Source organism: Rhodoferax sp. (assembly GCF_018063565.1).
In the GTDB taxonomy this organism is placed as follows: Bacteria; Pseudomonadota; Gammaproteobacteria; order Burkholderiales; family Burkholderiaceae_C; genus Rhodoferax.
On the sequence record NZ_JAGPBB010000001.1, the window covers coordinates 15,052 to 32,167 of the forward strand.

The window sequence follows — 17,116 nt, forward strand, 5'->3', positions numbered from 1 at the left end:
AAAACCGCCGCTGAGCGATCAGGTCGCCAAGCTCAACCGCTAGCCGCGTCGAAACGCCACGACATGGTCCGCTGCCAGCTTGATGCCGATCTTTTCGCCAATGGCATGGTTGTGGTGCGAGGGCACCAGGGAGAGCGCGCGCTGGCCGCTGGCAAGCTTGAGGGTGTAGAGAAAGTCGGCGCCGCGAAAGGCTTTGTTTTCCACTTCGGCCTGCAGCGCGCTGTGGTCGTCGTGCACGATGTCATCCGGGCGCAGCAGTACATCGACATGGCAGTTGCGTGCGCAGCCCTGGCAACCCCCAGAATTGCAGTCCAGCGGAATCTGGCCATCGAGCACGCCGAGCTCGGTACGCACCTGTTGGCTGCTGAGCACGTCGCCGGTCAGCATCGCGCCCTGGCCAACAAAATCCGCCACAAAGCGGTTGGCGGGCTGGTGATACAGGTTGTAAGGCGTGTCCCACTGCTGAATGCGGCCCTGGTGCATCACACCCACCCAGTCCGCCAGCGAAAACGCTTCGTTCTGGTCGTGCGTGACGATCAGCGCGGTGGTGGCTTCGCGTTTGAGGATGTCGCGCACCTCGATCGACAGGCGCTCGCGCAGTTCCACGTCCAGGTTGGAAAACGGCTCGTCCATCAGGATCAGCCGTGGGCGCGGGGCCAAAGCGCGGGCCAGCGCCACCCGTTGCTGTTGCCCGCCCGAGAGCTGGTGCGGGTACTTGTGCGCGTGCAGCGCCAGCCCCACCAGTGCCAGCAGTTCATCAACGCGCGCTTTGCCCGCGGGCTGGTTGCGGTCGGCCAGGCCAAAACCCACGTTGCCGGCCACCGTCAGGTGTGCAAACAGGGCGTAATCCTGAAACACCATGCCAATGCGCCGCTTTTCCGCGGCCAGCAGGGTGCCAGGGCGGCTGACCACGTCGTCGGCGATGCTGATCTCGCCGCTTTGCACCGGCTCAAAACCGGCAATGCATCGCAGCGCGGTGGTTTTGCCGCAACCAGAGGGCCCAAGGAGGCAGCCAATGTCGCCCTTTGCCAGCCGAAAACTCAAGTCGCTGATGATCTGACGTGCACCATACGCCTGTGAAACCGCATCCAGAACCAGTTCATCCATTTGGGTGTGCCTCAGATCGCGCCGGGCGATGGCCCCAGGTCAACAAAAGGATGGGGATGATACCGGTCAGCACAATTGCCAGTGCCGGCAGCGCGGCGCGTTCCCACTCGCCCTCAGAGGTCATCTCAAACACCCGTACCGCCAACGTGTCCCAACCAAAGGGGCGCGTCATCAGGGTGATGGGCATTTCTTTCATGATGTCAACAAAGGTCAATGCGGCGGCGGTTTGCAGGCTGGCGCGCAGCAGGGGCAGGTGCACACGGGCCAGCAACTGGCCACCGGCCGAACCCAGGCTGCGCGCGGCCTCATCCACATTGCGGGTGATGCGCTGCAGGCCACTGTCGATCGGACCGAACCCCACCGCCAAAAAGCGCACCAGATAGGCCAGCAGCATCACCAGCAACGTGCCTTTGAAGACCTCGGTGCCGGCAAAGCCAAACCAGCGCTGTCCCAGGTCAAGCAGCAGGTTGTCCAGCGCGGCCACGGGAATGAACAGCCCAACGGCCAGCACCGCGCCCGGAAATGCATAACCCAGCGTGGCCAAGCGCTGCGTCCACAACATGCCGCTGCCCGGCTGCTTGCGCCCGGCGTAGGCCAACAACAGCGCCAACGCTACAATCAAGATAGCTCCCAGCGCAGACAACATCAGCGAGTGAAGGGTAAAAGACCAATAACGCGCATCCAGATCACGCGCTGCGGTGTCCCAGGTCCACAACAGCAGTTGCGTTACCGGAATCGCAAAGGCCAGCAGCAACACGCCTGCCGCGTAGCCAAACGCGATCCAGCGCTGCGGGCCAAACAGCCGGATGCGTCGCGACGCTGCACCGCGTCCGACCGCGCCGAACCGCATCTGCGCGCGCGAACGCTGCTCGATTACCACCGCGATCAGCACAAACACGATCAACACGCTGGCCAGCTGCGCAGCGGCTGGCAGCGAAAACAGGCTGTACCAGGCTTTGTAAATGGCGGTGGTGAAAGTGTCGTAGTTAAAAACCGCCACCGTGCCAAAGTCAGCCAGCGTTTCCATCAGCGCCAGCATCAGCCCGGCGGCAATCCATGGGCGCGCCATGGGCAGCGCCACCCGCAAAAACCCAAGCGAGCGCGACAAACCCAGCGACTGTGCCGCTTCAAGCGCCATTGCGCCCTGGGTGGCAAAGGCGTTTTTGGTGATCAGATACACATAGGGGTAAAGTGCCAGCGACATGACCCCAATCACCCCGGCGCGGGAGCGGATTTCGGGCAGGCCGGTGATGCCCCAGCCGTTGCGCAGCCAGTTTTGCAACGGGCCACTGAAGTCCAGCAGGTCAATGGCCACAAAGGCGGTCACATAGGCCGGCAAGGCCAGCGGCAGCAGCAAGGCCCATTCCAGCACCTTTCTACCCGGAAACTCGCACATCGCCACCAGCCAGGCCAGGGACACACCCAGCAGCGTGACGCCCAGGCCCACGCCCAGCAGGAGCCAGAAGGTGTTGGCCAGCAGCTCGGGCAGAACAAACTCGCCCAGATGCGCCAGCGTGCCGCGGTCGATTTGTCCAAAGGATGAGAAGCTGACGACCACCGGCACCAGCACCAGTGCGGCGATAGCCCAGGCAAACAACCGCCAGCCATCAGGTTGCCACCAGCGGGTGCGGTCCAGGCCGGGTTGGGAGCGATTCAAAGCGAGTGCGCTGTTGGGTTTCACGCCATCGCCCCCTGAAAGAGTGTGGAGGTGAGGGCGTGCAAGATGTTGCCGTTCAACTTATTTGTAGCCTGCGCGGTCCATCAGCTTGACAGCTTGGGCTTGCAGGCTACCCGCGTCTTTCACGTTGATCTGGTTGGGTTTGAAAGTGCCCCAGGCCGCCACCGTGGCATCGGGTTTGACGCGCGGATTGACCGGGTACTCCAGGTTGCTGTCGGCATACAGGTTTTGCGCTTTTTCTGAGGACAGCCACTCGATCAGCCTCTGCGCGCCGGCGGCATTCTTGGCGTGGTGTGTGACACCCGCCCCCGACACATTCACATGCACGCCGGCGTCTTTGCCACTGAGGTTCTGGTTGGGCCAGTAGATGGCCAAGGGCAGTTTGGGGTTTTTTTCCATCAGTCGGCCAAAGTAATAGGTGTTGACCACTGTCACGTCACACTGGCGATTGGCCACGGCTTCCATCGCCTTGGTGTCGTCGGGGAACGGCGCGGTGGCCAGATTATTGACCCAGCCTTTGACGATGGCCTCGGTCTTGGGCTCGCCATGCTCGGTGATCATCATCGCAACCAGACTCTGGTTATAGACCTTCTTGGAGGTGCGCAGGCACAGGCGGCCCTTCCATTTGGGGTCGGCCAGGTCTTCGTAAGTGCTCAGGTCGGTGGATTTGACTTTGGTGGTGTTGTAGACCAGGGTGCGTGCCCGCACCGACAGGCCAAACCAGCTGTTGCCGGGGTCGCGCAAGTGAACCGGCACGTTGTCGCTCAGGGTTTTGGAGCTGATCGGGCGCAACAACTCCTGCTGGCCGGCCTGCCACAGGTTGCCGGCATCGACGGTCAGAAGAATATCCGCTGGCGTGTTCCGGCCCTCGGCCTTGAGACGCTCCATCAGCGGGCCTTCGCCGCCGGTGATGAACTTGACCTGCACACCGGTTTCTTGGGTGTAGGCGTCAAACAATGGTTTGATCAGTTGCTCGTTGCGGGCGGAATACACCACCACTTCTTCGGCCATCGCCGTCAGGCCGCACGCCAGCAGCGCGGCACAGGTCAACAGTTGGATTGGTTTCATTGGATTGAGGTCTTTCAAGGTAACGGGGTTCAACACGACACGATTTCCGGTCTCGGCTTAGGCAGTTTGCGTCTGCTTCGGTTGACTGGGATCAGATTGTATCAAATGCGAATAAGTCGCATAACAAAATTTAGATAACTGATGCAAGTTATAGGAACTTATTGGAGAAAACAAGAAAAATCGGACGAAGCCATATGTTTTGTTGAGAGTAGTTATCACTGATGTCAATCCAGATGCTAAAACTCTTGCCAGAAAAACGGCCGTGGTGTCCTTTGCAAACTGCTACACGACCGCATTGGCCGCCAAGACGTTGGCAAAGGTCACGCCGCACGGCCACGCCAGCCATCACCACCAGCGCACCCAGTGCAGTCGTGGCGAAACCAGCCACGCACTCTGCACCAACAACAAGGCAAAAGCCACCACGCCAACGGCCAAGCTGGTGAACGCAAGCGTGTGCGTCTGGGCGTGCAAACGCGCAGTGGCCTGCCATGACGGATTGCACAAAGAGCGTTGCCCACGAATCATGACCTCAGGCGCGGCTGGCACCGCTTCGGACGCTGGGGCCAGGCTGGTAGTGCAGGGTAAATCTCCTGACTGCGAGTAAAGTGGCAGATCAGCCGCAACTTTGGTGTTGTCCTGACGGTTTGGACAGCTCATCACTCGTATGCCGCTGATAGCAAATAGCAATGCATCGAGTAAACAAGTGAGCGCGTCGCCATCAGAATGCCATCGTGCACTTGATTGCATGCGCGCACCTCCGGGCCTGTAGGATGGGTTCCTTTTATTCGACTACTTGCAGACTTTGATGACCAATATTTCTCCACCATCATTGCCGTTGATTGACGATGAACTCGACCTTCTTGCCGGTATGGTTCCTTTGCCTGGGGCGCACTTGATCGAGTTGGGCTGCGGTGCCGCCCGCCTGGCCACCGCGCTGGTGGAGCGGTTTCCTGGCACCCGCGTGACGGGTCTGGAGGTCGATGAGCGCCAGATGGCCAAGAACCTGGCTGCACCCGCTGCACCAGGGTTGGACTTTGTCAAAGCCGGCGCGCAGTCCATTCCCTTTGCCAGTGCCCGCTTTGACGGCGCGCTGATGCTCAAATCGCTGCATCATGTGCCGATGGCGCTCATGGCGCAGGCACTCGTTGATGTAGCGAGGGTGCTCAAGCCCGGCGGCTGGCTGTATGTGTCCGAGCCGGTGTATGCCGGCCCGCTCAACGACATCATGCGTTTGTTCAATGACGAGGGTGTGGTGCGTGCCGCCGCCCAGCAGGCGCTCGATACCGCCCTGCAAACTGGCCAGTGGCAGACAGCGGATGAACGCCGCTTTGAGATGCCAGTGCACTTTGCCGACTTCGAAACCTTCGAGCAGCGCATGATGCGTCCTACCTATGCCGATCATCAAATCGACGATACGCTGCACGCAGCCATTCGCCAACGCTTCGAATCCCATCTCGGACCACAAGGGGTGTCGCTGACACGACCCATGCATGTACGCCTGCTGCACAAAGCACCCTGAGGGTACCGGACAGGTTCATTAGCGCGCCGAATGACGCGCTGTAAACACTGATCTTTGTTTCTTTGGCAATCGACTTGTCTCACACTTCGCGCTTTCCCAACCCACGGAGCGCAACATGCTGATCGGACTACCCAAGGAAATCAAGAACCATGAATACCGCGTCGGCCTGACGCCTGCCAGCGTACGCGAACTCACACACCACGGCCATGCGGTGCTGGTGCAGCGCGGCGCAGGTGCATCCATCGGTCTGCTGGATGAGCACTACGTTGCTGCCGGCGCCACCCTTGCCAACGATGCGGCCAGCGTGTTTGCCCAGGCGGAGATGATCGTCAAGGTCAAGGAGCCACAGCCGCAGGAATGTCTCATGTTGCGGCCGGGTCAGATTCTCTACACTTATTTGCACCTGGCGCCGGACCCAGAGCAAACCGCTGCCCTGGTCAAGTCGGGTGCGGTGTGTATTGCGTATGAAACCATCACCGGCCCGGGTGGCGGGCTGCCGCTATTGGCTCCCATGAGCGAGGTGGCGGGGCGCATGGCGATACAAGCCGGTGCGGCACACCTCGAAAAATCCAAAGGTGGCATGGGCATCCTGCTGGGAGGTGTACCCGGTGTGCCTGCCGCCCATGTGGCGATTCTGGGTGCTGGTGTGGTGGGTACCCATGCCTTGCAAATGGCAGTAGGCATGGGTGCACGTGTCAGTGTGCTGGACAAGAATGTCGATCGCCTGCGCCAGCTCGACCTGATCTTTGGCAACCGTATCCACACCGTGTTCTCCAATGCGCAAACGGTTGAAGACGCGGTGCTTGACGCCGATCTGGTGGTGGGTGGCGTGCTGATTCCCGGCGCTGCGGCGCCCAAGCTGGTGACCCGCGCCATGATCAAGCGCATGAAACAGGGTGCCGTGGTGGTTGACGTGGCGATCGACCAAGGCGGTTGTTTTGAGACCAGCCATGCCACCACCCATGCTGAACCCACCTACCTGGTGGACGGTGTGGTGCACTATTGCGTGGCCAACATGCCCGGTGCAGTAGCGCGGACCAGCACCTTTGCGCTCAATAACGCCACCATTGGTCACGCAGTAGCCTTGGCGGACAAGGGCTGGAAGCAGGCGCTCAAAGACAATGTGCATTTGAAGAATGGTCTGAACGTCTGCCAGGGTCAGGTCACCTACGAGGCGGTGGCGCAAGATCTGGGATACAGTTACGTCAGCGCCGACAGCCTGCTGAGCTGATGCCCCGGGCCAGCTGAGGCCCGCTGCACCTCGGTCTGTCAAACGCGGTGATACAGTGCCGGGCAGTCATGCACGCATTGATCACCGACATCCGCCGCCGCGCCGCACTGTGGCGTCTTGAGCACACCCAGGTGGCGCTGAGTGCCCAACGGGCGAATTTGCAGCGCGCAAGCCTGGTTGCTCCGCTGATTGCTTCTTTTAACCTGGTGTTTGTCATCTGGTTGGGCGCTGAGTTGTTGCTGCAGCAAGACAGCGAGATCGTCACCCAATGGAAGCTGGGATTGTTCTTGACCCATCTGACGATGGGTCTGAGTTTTGCCCTGCTGGGTTGGCTGGCACGCGGGGTGGGTGATGCAGTGAACAGTCTTTGGGCGCGCAGCTTGCCGGTGCTCGTGGCGGCGCTGGCGTTGTTCTTCGTGATTGGTTTTTGTACCTTCGACCAGTGGGTCACGCCCAACATGACGCCGTTTGTCATCGGTGCCATGTCCATCGGGCTGGTGGTGTACTTGCGGCCGGTAACGGCGGCGTGGCTGTTTGTTCTTGCCTACGTGCTGTTTTTTGTCGCTATCGGCAGCACGCAGGCCAATGCACAACAACTTCTCTCGAATCGCATCAACGGTTTCGCCGCTGCGGGTTTGGGGTGGGCGCTATCGCTGATTCTTTGGCGCAAGTTCACCACCATTGTTTTGCAGCAGGCGCAACTGGAAAATGCCAATGCCGAATTGCAATTGAAACAGCGTGAGCTTCAGCGTATGACCCGCCTGGACGGTTTGACTGGCCTGTACAACCGAAGCACGTTTGCCGAGTTGGCACGCCAGGAGCTTGCCCGCGCACAGCGCCAAAGTTCATCCACCACCATCCTTCTGCTGGATCTGGATTATTTCAAGCGGGTCAATGACACCTGGGGCCACCCGGCGGGTGACGCCGTCCTGAAAAATGTCGCCGTCGTGGCCAACAACACGGTTCGGGCAACCGATCTGGTGGGGCGCTTGGGGGGTGAAGAGTTCATCATCCTGTTGCCCAACACGTCACTGGAGGCAGCCCGGCGTTTGGCAGAGAAGCTGCGGGCCAATTTGGAGCACAGTTCTGTCGTATGGGAAAAATCGGCCATTCATACCACTGTCAGCATTGGCGTAGCCAGCACCAGCGCCGCTGAAAATCTCGATTTCGACCATCTTTACACCGTCGCCGACAAGGCACTCTACATCGCCAAAGAGAAAGGTCGAAACCGGGTGATCTAAGCCTGCGCCTTACTGCGGCCGCCTCTGCCGATCATGTTTGGGCGTGCGCAATGGGCCGACTGGCTTTCGTTTGGCACGCGGAGCTTGGTTTTCTCGCGCCGTGTCAACACGCCATCGGAAGCGGCGTGGGTCTCGGCGATGGCGATGTGCGTCTGCTGCACGTCAGGCGGTTTTGGTCGGCCCGGGTCAATTCGCCAGAACTGACACCTGCCACGATGCGCTGGTGTGGGGCAAACCTTGCCGAGACGCAGCGGTCTGGATCAATGAAAAACCCTATTCTTTTGGTCGGGTAGCGTAAGAGTTCCAACAATCTCGGGTTTAACGGTGATCCAAGGGAGAAATCCATGCAAGCGCCCCTCGATTCATTCGATGATTGCAGCAGCCCCTGGCCGCCACGAATCACACCCCGGAGCCTTTGATGAACGTCGCCACGATCGCCTCGCACCGCTTTGGCTACTCTGAAACCAGTCTGCGCGCCATTCAATCCGACCCGCGCGGTTGGGTGTTGGCGCAGTTTGCGCGCCCCGCACCCTTCGATGCCAGCGGCTTGATTGACAGCGCCGAAGCGCTCAGGCTGACGCGCGAAGTGCTCAAGGCCGCGCGGCAGACGCCGCCCGTCAGGGCCAACCCGGCGCCAATGGACGAACTCGGCGCCATGACACCCAGCCGTCAGACCCTGCGCCAAACCAATCTGCGCGGGTTGCAGCGGCGCTGGCAACATGTGGTGAGCACCGACACCCCGGTGGCCGAGCGCTGGCTACAGTTCTGGGCCAACCATTTTTGTGTCGCAGCCACCAAGGGCACCACGCTGGCGCTGGTCTGGCCCCATGAATATGAAGCGATCCGCCCGCACGCGTTTGGACACTTCAAGGATCTGCTGCGCGCGGCCATCCTGCACCCTGCCATGCTGCTGTATCTGGACAATGCCCAATCCATCGGACCGGAATCGCCCGCGGGGCGCCGACGCGACAAAGGGCTCAATGAAAACCTGGCGCGCGAGTTGCTCGAACTGCATACGCTGGGCGTCAATGCGGGTTACACCCAGCAAGATGTGACGCAAACCGCACGGCTGCTCACCGGCTGGACCCTGCCGCCGCAAACGGGTGGGCAGGCGGGCTTTGTGGCGCGACTGCATCAGCCCGGCAGCAAAGTGATTCTGGGCAAGACCTACCCTGAGGGGCCGCATGCACTCGACACTCTGCTGCTTGATTTGAGCCAGCACCCGGCTTGTGCCAAGCACCTGGCCACCAAGCTGGTGCGGCACTTTGTTGCCGATGACCCGCCCGCCGATCTGGTTGCGGCGCTGGCACGGCGCTTTCTTGAGAGCAACGGCCACTTGCCTGCGCTGGCCCAGGCGCTGTTCACGCACCCGTTGGCCTGGTCGGACGCCACCCCCGCGAAGTTCAAACGCCCCGAAGAGCTGTTGCTATCGGCCCACCGACTGCTCAAACTGCCCGTTGGCGGTGTCGGCGGCGCGGTGCAGGCGCTGGCAACGATGGGGCAAGCCGTAGGGCGCGCGCCGTCGCCACAAGGCTGGCCCGACCGCAGTGAAGACTGGTTGTCGCCCGACGCGCTGCTCAAGCGGGTGCAGTGGGCTGAGCAGTTTGCGCAAGCCCACCCGGGTGCAGCCGATGCGCGGGCGCTGGCACCTCTGGCCTGGGGTGAAAACTTAAGCGCCAATACGGCCCAGCAGATCGAGCGCGCCGAGAGCGGCGCACAGGCCCTGGCCCTGCTGCTGGCCAGTCCCGAATTTCAAAGGAGATAAGTCATGCCTTTGCATCTGAACCGGCGCGCGGCACTCGGTTGGCTGAGCGCTGCTGCGACCGTGGGCACCCTTTTGCCGGCGCATCTGAGCCTGGCCGCGCCTGACACCGGGCTTAACCCCAACGCACACCGGTTGGTGGTCGTGATGCTGCGCGGTGCGCTCGATGGACTGGCGGCGGTGCCGGCGTTGCACGACCCGGCCTGGGACAGTTTGCGCCGCGAGTCGACCTTGGTGCAAGGACCCTATCTGCCGCTGGATGGCCTGTTTGCGCTGCACCCGTCCCTGCCGCAGTTGCACCGCTGGTACCAGCAAAAAGAGCTGCTGCTGGTGCACGCCACGGCCAGCCCGTACCGCGAACGTTCGCACTTTGACGCCCAGCAGTTGCTGGAGAGCGGCGGTCAACGCCCCTTTGAGCTGAGCACCGGCTGGTTGGGCCGGGCATTGCAAGCGCTGGGCCAGCCCGCGCTGGCGTTGACCGCCAGCATGCCTCTGGCATTGCGTGGGGCCAAGACGGCCAGCACCTGGACACCCGAGCGTCAACACAGCGCCGACGCCGACCTGCTGGAGCGGGTGCGCCAACTCTATGCCGGCGACCCGGCGTTGCACGCGGCGCTGGATCAGGCCATCGGCCAGCAGGCAATGGCGATGGATGGGCCAGCAGCGGGTGGCGCAAGTGCCGCCAGCCTGGCGCGACAGGCTGGCCGGTTTCTGGCAGAGCCCAAGGGGCCTCGCGTAGCCTGGCTCGAATTGGCCGGGTGGGACACCCACACTAATCAGAGCGCCCGGCTGGCGCGTCAGCTCAAAGTCCTCGACGACAGCCTGACGGCGCTGCGCGAAGGTCTGGGCGCGCACTGGCAACAGACCACGGTGCTGGTGATGACCGAGTTTGGCCGATCCGCCGCCATGAACGGGTCGGGCGGCACTGACCACGGCACCGGCGGTGTGGCCTTGGTTGCTGGAGGCGCAGTGGCGGGCGGGCGGGTGCTGGCCGACTGGCCGGGCCTGAGAAGCAGCGACCTGCTCGATGGGCGTGACCTGCGGCCGACACAGGATGTACGCGCGCTGCTGGCTGCGCTGGTGCAGCACCAGTTTGGGCTGGGTTCAAGCCAGTTGCAAACCCATATCCTGCCGGGGTTTGTCGGCAAGCCGCTGCCGGTTTGGCAGGGCAGCGCTTAGGGGTTCGCCAAGCCTTGTCGCCACTCACGTTGAAAATGCACACCATGAACTTCAAATCCTGGCTGGTCATCGCCATCCTGAGCGCGGCGGGCGCCAGCCTGGCCGCCCCTATCGTCGTGCCCGACCCCAAAGCCTGGGCGGCGCTGAGCCCGGCGCAGCAGCAGCAAAAGCGCGAGGAAATCCGTCGTCAGTTGCAAACCGCCAGCCCGCAGGAACGCGAAGCCTTCCGCCGTGACCTGCGTATCACGTTGCAGGGCATGAGCCCACAGGACCGCCGCGCCCTGATCGACCGCGCCAAAGACCGCTGGGCCACCATGACCCCCCAGGAGCGTGAGGCGTTCAAGCGTGAGCGTGCGCAAAAACTGCAGCAGTTGCCCGCCGATGAACGGGCGCGTCTGTTGGAACAACGCCGCGCCATGCTCGACAAACTCAGCCCCGAAGAGCGCGCCGCCCTGCGCGAGAAACTTCCCGAACGCTAAGCGCATGCCAGACACCCCGCAAACCCGCTCACCCCTTGCCAGTTTTGGTCAATGGGGTGGCCTGTTCGCCCGCGTCTGGCGAGTGGGCGATGCCATGCGCCCATCCGGCACGGACTGGGACTTGTGGAAACAGGCGGGCGCCGGCCACCAGGCCAGCGCCAGCCTGTTGGTGCATCGTCTCACCACGGGCGCGTACCGGCTGGCTTTGCAGATGCTGGGTACGCCCGAAGACGCGCAGGACATGGTGCAGGAGTCATTTCTGCGGCTGTGGCGCAGCCTGCCCAGCGATGTCCATGGTGCGCAACTGTCCACTTACTTCAACACCATCGTCATCAACCGCTGCAAGTCGCACCTGGTCAGGCAGCGCGAGCTCAGTCTGGACGGCGACGACCTCACCGCGCTGGCCGATGACCTGCAGCAATGCCAAGCCAGCGACCCCAGCGTCGGCGCTGTCAGCAGCGCGCAATTGCAGCAAGCCCTGGCCAGCTTGCCTGCCCGGCAACGCCTGGCGCTGGCGATGTGGGCGTACGGTGACGCCGAGGTGGCCGAGATTGCCCACACGCTGCGGATCGACACCAATGCCGCGCACCAGTTGTTGCACCGCGCCAAACGTACGCTGCGCAGCAAGTTTTCCGGAGCCGTGCCATGAAGAACGAAGTACACGAGGCGGTGCGGCCGCCTGCTGCATCTGACGCCGCCCTGCGCGAGCGCCTGCGCGCCAGTCTGTCTGAACCGCCGGAGACAGAACTTCAAGCGCTTGAAGAGCGGGTGATGGCCCAGTGGCAACTACGCGTTGGTGCCGCAGGACCGGTGCCGCAGGGGCGCGGCGGCGTTTTGGCGCTCGGTGAGCGCGCCCGTGCGGTGCTGGTCGGCTTGATCATCTTGGCCGTGGTGGCAGCGCTGGGCTTGCAGCAGATGCAGAAAAATAGCAGGGCGGCCATCGATGACCTGGCCGAGCCCGACGTGCTGTCGCTGATTTCTCTGGGGGAACTGTAGGGAAGCACGGCACTCCGGCCGGGGATAATCGCGCCCCTATGGCACTTATCACCCTTCTTGACGCCCAGCTGGCATTCGGGCACGTCGCCCTGCTCGACCATGCTGATTTTTCCCTTGAGACGCAAGAGCGTGTGGGGCTGATCGGACGCAATGGCGCGGGCAAATCGTCGATGCTCAGAATCCTCGGCGGATTGGAAAAACCCGACGACGGCGCGCTGCAAGTGCAGAGCCATACCCGCATCGCTTACGTGGCCCAAGAGCCGCAGCTTGATGCTGATGCAACTGTTTTTGTAGCTGTAAGTGCAGGTATGGCAAGGGCTAGGGCGTTAATAGACGAGTATTCCCAGGGTCATGGCGACCTTGATGCGATGCAAAGCGAGATCGAGGCACTGGACGGCTGGAACTGGGAACAGCGGGTGGCTGAAACCCTGCACCGTTTGCACCTGAACCCGGATGCGGTGCTGAGCACCCTGTCGGGCGGCACTAAAAAACGGGTTGCCCTGGCACAGGCGCTGGTGGCGCAGCCCGACGTCCTGCTGCTCGATGAACCCACCAACCACCTCGATCTTGACAGCATCGAGTGGCTGGAAGGCCTGCTGGTTGACTTCAGGGGCAGCATCATCACGGTCACCCATGACCGCACGTTTCTGGACAACGTGGCCACCCGGATCGTGGAGCTTGATCGTGGCAAGCTGCTCAGTTATCCCGGCAACTTCGGCGCCTATGTCTTGCAAAAGGAGGAGCAGATGGCGCAGGAGGCGGTGATCAACGCGCGCGCCGATAAACTGCTGGCGCAGGAAGAGGTGTGGATTCGCAAAGGCGTGGAGGCCCGGCGCACCCGTGCGCAGGGGCGCATCACCCGGCTGGAACGTCTGCGTGCCAGTCGGGCGGCACGACGCGACGCGGTGGGCAGTGTCAACATGGACGTGGTGACTGGCGCCCTGAGCGGCAAACTGGTGGCGGAGCTGACCCACGTGTCCAAGAGTTTCGCTGACAAGAAAATTGTGCATGACTTCTCAGCCACCATCTTGCGTGGCGACAAGATCGGTCTGCTCGGTGCCAATGGTGCGGGCAAAACCACCTTGCTCAAGTTGATCCTGGGTGAATTGCAGGCCGACCCGGCCCCGGCCCATGCACCGGCACCCGAGCCAGGGCACAGCCCCTGGGGCACGGTGCGCCAAGGCGCCAACATCACCGTGGCGTATTTCGACCAGATGCGCAATGCCCTGGATCTGGACGCCACGCTGGAAGACTTCATCAGCCCGGGCAGTGAGTGGATCGAGATCGGTAACCAGAAAAAACACGTCAAGAGTTATCTGGGCGATTTTTTGTTTTCACCGGCGCGCGCCAATTCGCCGGTGCGCTCCCTCAGTGGTGGTGAGCGCAATCGCCTGCTGTTGGCGCGCCTGTTTGCCCGGCCGGCCAACGTGCTGGTACTCGACGAGCCGACCAACGATCTCGACATCGACACGCTGGAATTGCTGGAGGATTTGCTGCAGAACTTTGAGGGCACGGTGTTTCTGGTCAGCCACGACCGCACCTTTCTCGACAATGTCGTGACCAGCACCATCGCCTTTGAGGGCGACGCACAGTGGCGCGAATACGAAGGCGGTGTGACCGACTGGTTGCTACAGAGCCGGCGCAGCGCCGAGTTGCGCAAAAATAGTGGCCAAAAAGGCTCTCAACCCAATAAAGACAGTCGCATACAGCTATTAAAAGCAGTGGATTCAACACTCCCTGTGACGGCCGAAGGTGCCGCGCCGGTGGCGGCAGCGCCAGCCGCCGTGACCCGTGCGCGCAAGCTCAGCTTCAAGGAGCAGCGCGAGCTCGATGGCCTGCCCGAGCTGATTGCGCGGCTGGAGTCCGAACAGGCCGACATCAATGCCTTGCTCGCCGATGGCAGCCTGTATGCCATTGATAACGCACGCGCGCTCAAACTGGCCACACGCAGCGCGCAAATCGACGACGAGTTGCTGGCGGCTCTTGAGCGCTGGGAACTGCTGGGCAGCCCTGCCTAGACGGCACCGGGTTCTCCTGACATCAGGATTTGCCCATGGTTTAATGCCGATCATGTTGCGCGTCATTCGGCTTCTTGTTGCCTGCTGCTGCCTGTTGGCGGCTGGCTCGGCGCTGGCTGCCTCAAGCGTGCGTATCGGGGTTCTGGCGTTCCAGGCCAAATCCGAGACCCTGGCGCAATGGACGTCTACGGCCCAATGGCTGAGTCAGCAGTTGCCGCAATACCGGTTTGAAGTGATTCCCTTGGGTTATGAGGAGCTGGATGCGGCGGTTGATGCGGGCAGCATTGATTTTGTATTCACCAACCCGGAGCATTACATCGTCCTGCGCAACCGACACCAGTTGCGCCCGATGGTGACGCTCAACATGCTCTTGGACGGGCGTGTTGTGGATCAGTTTGGCAGTGTCATCTTCACCCGCGCCGACAGTGGCATCAGCACATTGGAGGCGGTTCGTGGCAAGCGGGTGGCTGCCGTCAGTGTGAATTCGTTGGGTGGTTTTCTGATGGCAGCGGATATTTTTCTGCACGCCGGGTTGAAGCTGCTGGACAGTGCTGAGGTGGAGATGCTCTACCTCGGTCTGCCGCAAACGCAGATCGTCCAAGCGGTTATCGAGGGCAAAGCCGACGTTGGCATTGTGCGCACCGGCGTCGTCGAGAGTCTGCGAGCGCAGGGAAAAATCGACTTGAACCAGTTGCGTGTGCTCAACGCGCAGACGACTGCAGACTTTCCGCAACTGTTGTCCACCGATCTGTATCCCGAGTGGCCGTGGACCGCCTTGCGCCATACCTCCAAGGCGCTGGTGAAGGCCACCACGCTGGCGTTGTTGCAGATTCCGGTGGATTCCGAAGCGGCGCGAAGCGGACGTTATCAGGGCTTCTCGACACCGTCCAACTACACCGTCATTGAAGATCTGATGCGCCGTGTGAACGTCTATCCTGGTATGCGGGAGCGACCGGTGTGGCAGGCGCTGTGGCAGGACCACCCAACCAAAATCCTGCTGTTGACCAGTGCCTTGTTGCTGATAGGGGTGACCATGGCGGTTTATTTCTGGCGCAGCAACCGCCGCTTGCGTGAATTGACCCGTGCCACCCATGAAGCGCAGGCGTCACTGGAGGTGGCTGCAGCGGCGTTTGACAGCCAGGTCGGGCTGGTGGTGACCGATGAGATGGCGCGTATCAAGCTCGCCAACAAGGCGATGTCGGCATTGTTGGGCTTTCTCCCTCATGATCTGACCGGACAGCTGACCCAGCTGTTGCGCAGCGATGCCTTGCCCGAGTTCACCATGCGCAAAGTCTGGCAGGAACTGCAGCAGCACGGACGCTGGCAAGGCGAGTTGATTTGCCGGCATCGCAATGGGCGTGATGTACCCTGCATGGTCACCATCAGTGCAATCCGAAATCCTGGCACCGGCCTGAGCGGGTACGTGGGTTCGTTCACCGATATCACCGATCGCAAACGGGCCGAATCACACATCCGCGAGCTGGCGTACTTTGATCCATTGACGCAACTGCCCAACCGACGCATGTTCCTGGAGGCGCTGCAGACCGCCATGAACAACGCCTTGCTTGAAGGTACGCTGGCGGGTGTGATGTTCATTGATCTGGATTTCTTCAAGAATCTGAACGACTCACACGGTCATTCGGTGGGGGATCAGCTGCTCAGCCGTATCGCCCAACGGCTCACACTGATCATTGGTGAGCACGATATGGCGGCACGCTTGGGCGGTGATGAATTTGTGGTGATGCTGACCGGATTGGATACCAGCGAATCGGTCGCCATGGAGCAGACGCTGGCGATGGCACAGGCGGTGCACCAGGCATTGCTGTCACCGTTTGAACTCGACACTGCCAGTGATTTTGGCGACCACGCCCAAACGCTGCGCTACACCTGTAGCGGCAGCATCGGGGTCGCCTTGTTCGGTCTGCTGGAAGAGCCACTGACCGAGGTGCTCAAGCGTGCGGACGTGGCCATGTACAAGGCCAAGCACGACGGACGCAACCTGATCCGCCAATACGATCCGCTGGCGCAAAAAGCCGTCAATGAGCGCATGGCGCTGAGCAATGATCTGAATCTTGCGTTGCGTGACGGCCAGCTCAGCCTGCTTTATCAGCTGCAGGTGGATGCCGCAAGCCACCCGGTCGGTGCCGAATGTCTGATGCGCTGGGAACACCCGGTGCGCGGCAAGGTGTCACCGGTCGAGTTCATCCCGCTGGCTGAAGATTCGGGTGCCATCATCGCCATGGGTGACTGGGTGGTGCGCAGTGCCTGCGAAACCCTCACCCGCTGGGCCGCCATGCCCGCCATGGCGGGTTTGACCTTGAGTGTCAACGTCAGCCCGCGCCAGTTTTCTGAGGCTGATTTTGTCGAGCGTGTGGCCCGGATCATCGCTGACACCGGGGCCAGGGCGCAATTGCTTCGCCTGGAGGTCACCGAGGGCATCGTGATGCAGGACACCCGCCTGGTGATCGACCGCATGCAGCAGCTTTGCACCATGGGGCTGAGCTTTTCGATCGATGATTTCGGCACCGGCTATTCATCGCTGTCGTATATGCAGATGCTGCCTCTGGCGGAGATCAAGATTGACAAGACTTTTGTCAACGATCTCACCACCAATGAGCGCTCGGCGGCAATCGTCAAGGCGGTGATCGCACTGGGCAACAGCATGAACATCACGATTGTGTCGGAAGGCGTGGAAACCCATGCCCAGAAAGACCAGTTGCTGGCGCTGGGTTGTCCCCTGCTACAAGGCTACCTGATCAGCCGACCCATTGAGCGTGCCGCATTGGAACAGTTGGTCGCGTCGAAGTTTCAGGCGACCCCACTGGGGGGCTGAGCCGC

General features: G+C 61.7%; 14 protein-coding genes. 10 read left to right on the plus strand and 4 right to left on the minus strand.

Annotation, left to right across the window (positions count from 1 at the left end; all coding sequences use genetic code 11):
• Positions 1-39: 39 nt before the first annotated feature.
• The 4 genes from KBF66_RS00070 to KBF66_RS00085 all read right to left on the minus strand — a co-directional run bounded on the left by KBF66_RS00070 (position 40) and on the right by KBF66_RS00085 (position 4,510).
• Positions 40-1,107, minus strand: a complete 1,068-nt coding sequence (locus KBF66_RS00070; RefSeq protein WP_296649876.1) for an ABC transporter ATP-binding protein — start codon at positions 1,105-1,107, stop codon at positions 40-42.
• On the minus strand, positions 1,100-2,764 hold the full coding sequence (locus tag KBF66_RS00075) for an iron ABC transporter permease (RefSeq protein WP_296649881.1): 1,665 nt from the start codon (positions 2,762-2,764) through the stop codon (positions 1,100-1,102). Before KBF66_RS00075 ends, KBF66_RS00070 begins: the two co-directional genes overlap by 8 nt.
• A gap of 81 nt (positions 2,765-2,845) precedes the next feature.
• Positions 2,846-3,853, minus strand: a complete 1,008-nt coding sequence (locus tag KBF66_RS00080; protein WP_296649885.1) for an extracellular solute-binding protein — start codon at positions 3,851-3,853, stop codon at positions 2,846-2,848.
• A 345-nt stretch (positions 3,854-4,198) separates the two neighbouring features.
• Entirely contained in the window at positions 4,199-4,510 is a 312-nt protein-coding gene (locus tag KBF66_RS00085; RefSeq protein WP_296649889.1) for a hypothetical protein, read from the minus strand.
• Positions 4,511-4,658: 148 nt separating this feature from the next.
• On the opposite strand from KBF66_RS00085, the gene KBF66_RS00090 reads away from it, so the two are divergent.
• The 10 genes from KBF66_RS00090 (at position 4,659) to KBF66_RS00135 (ending at position 17,111) form a co-directional block, all read left to right on the plus strand.
• Entirely contained in the window at positions 4,659-5,372 is a 714-nt protein-coding gene (locus KBF66_RS00090; RefSeq protein WP_296649892.1) for a class I SAM-dependent methyltransferase, read from the plus strand.
• A gap of 115 nt (positions 5,373-5,487) precedes the next feature.
• Entirely contained in the window at positions 5,488-6,603 is a 1,116-nt protein-coding gene (ald, locus tag KBF66_RS00095) for an alanine dehydrogenase (RefSeq protein WP_296649895.1), read from the plus strand.
• A 68-nt stretch (positions 6,604-6,671) separates the two neighbouring features.
• Entirely contained in the window at positions 6,672-7,844 is a 1,173-nt protein-coding gene (locus KBF66_RS00100) for a GGDEF domain-containing protein (protein ID WP_296649900.1), read from the plus strand.
• Positions 7,845-8,262: 418 nt separating this feature from the next.
• Complete coding sequence (locus KBF66_RS00105; RefSeq protein WP_296649903.1) at positions 8,263-9,609, plus strand: DUF1800 domain-containing protein; 1,347 nt, start codon at positions 8,263-8,265, stop codon at positions 9,607-9,609.
• A gap of 3 nt (positions 9,610-9,612) precedes the next feature.
• The gene (locus KBF66_RS00110) at positions 9,613-10,785 is read left to right on the plus strand and encodes a DUF1501 domain-containing protein (RefSeq protein WP_296649906.1); all 1,173 of its coding nucleotides are present in this window, start codon (positions 9,613-9,615) and stop codon (positions 10,783-10,785) included.
• Positions 10,786-10,829: 44 nt separating this feature from the next.
• The gene (locus tag KBF66_RS00115) at positions 10,830-11,264 is read left to right on the plus strand and encodes a DUF3106 domain-containing protein (protein ID WP_296649910.1); all 435 of its coding nucleotides are present in this window, start codon (positions 10,830-10,832) and stop codon (positions 11,262-11,264) included.
• A gap of 4 nt (positions 11,265-11,268) precedes the next feature.
• Positions 11,269-11,913 carry a sigma-70 family RNA polymerase sigma factor gene (locus tag KBF66_RS00120; protein WP_296649914.1) on the plus strand — a complete coding sequence of 215 codons (645 nt, stop codon included), beginning with the start codon at positions 11,269-11,271 and terminating at the stop codon, positions 11,911-11,913.
• On the plus strand, positions 11,910-12,260 hold the full coding sequence (locus KBF66_RS00125; protein WP_296649917.1) for a hypothetical protein: 351 nt from the start codon (positions 11,910-11,912) through the stop codon (positions 12,258-12,260). Before KBF66_RS00120 ends, KBF66_RS00125 begins: the two co-directional genes overlap by 4 nt.
• Before the next feature lie 38 nt (positions 12,261-12,298).
• Positions 12,299-14,278: an ATP-binding cassette domain-containing protein gene (locus KBF66_RS00130; protein ID WP_296649920.1), complete on the plus strand. Its 1,980-nt coding sequence runs from the start codon at positions 12,299-12,301 to the stop codon at positions 14,276-14,278.
• Positions 14,279-14,330: 52 nt separating this feature from the next.
• Positions 14,331-17,111, plus strand: coding sequence for an EAL domain-containing protein (locus KBF66_RS00135; protein ID WP_296649925.1), 2,781 nt, complete (start codon positions 14,331-14,333; stop codon positions 17,109-17,111).
• Positions 17,112-17,116 lie beyond the last annotated feature (5 nt).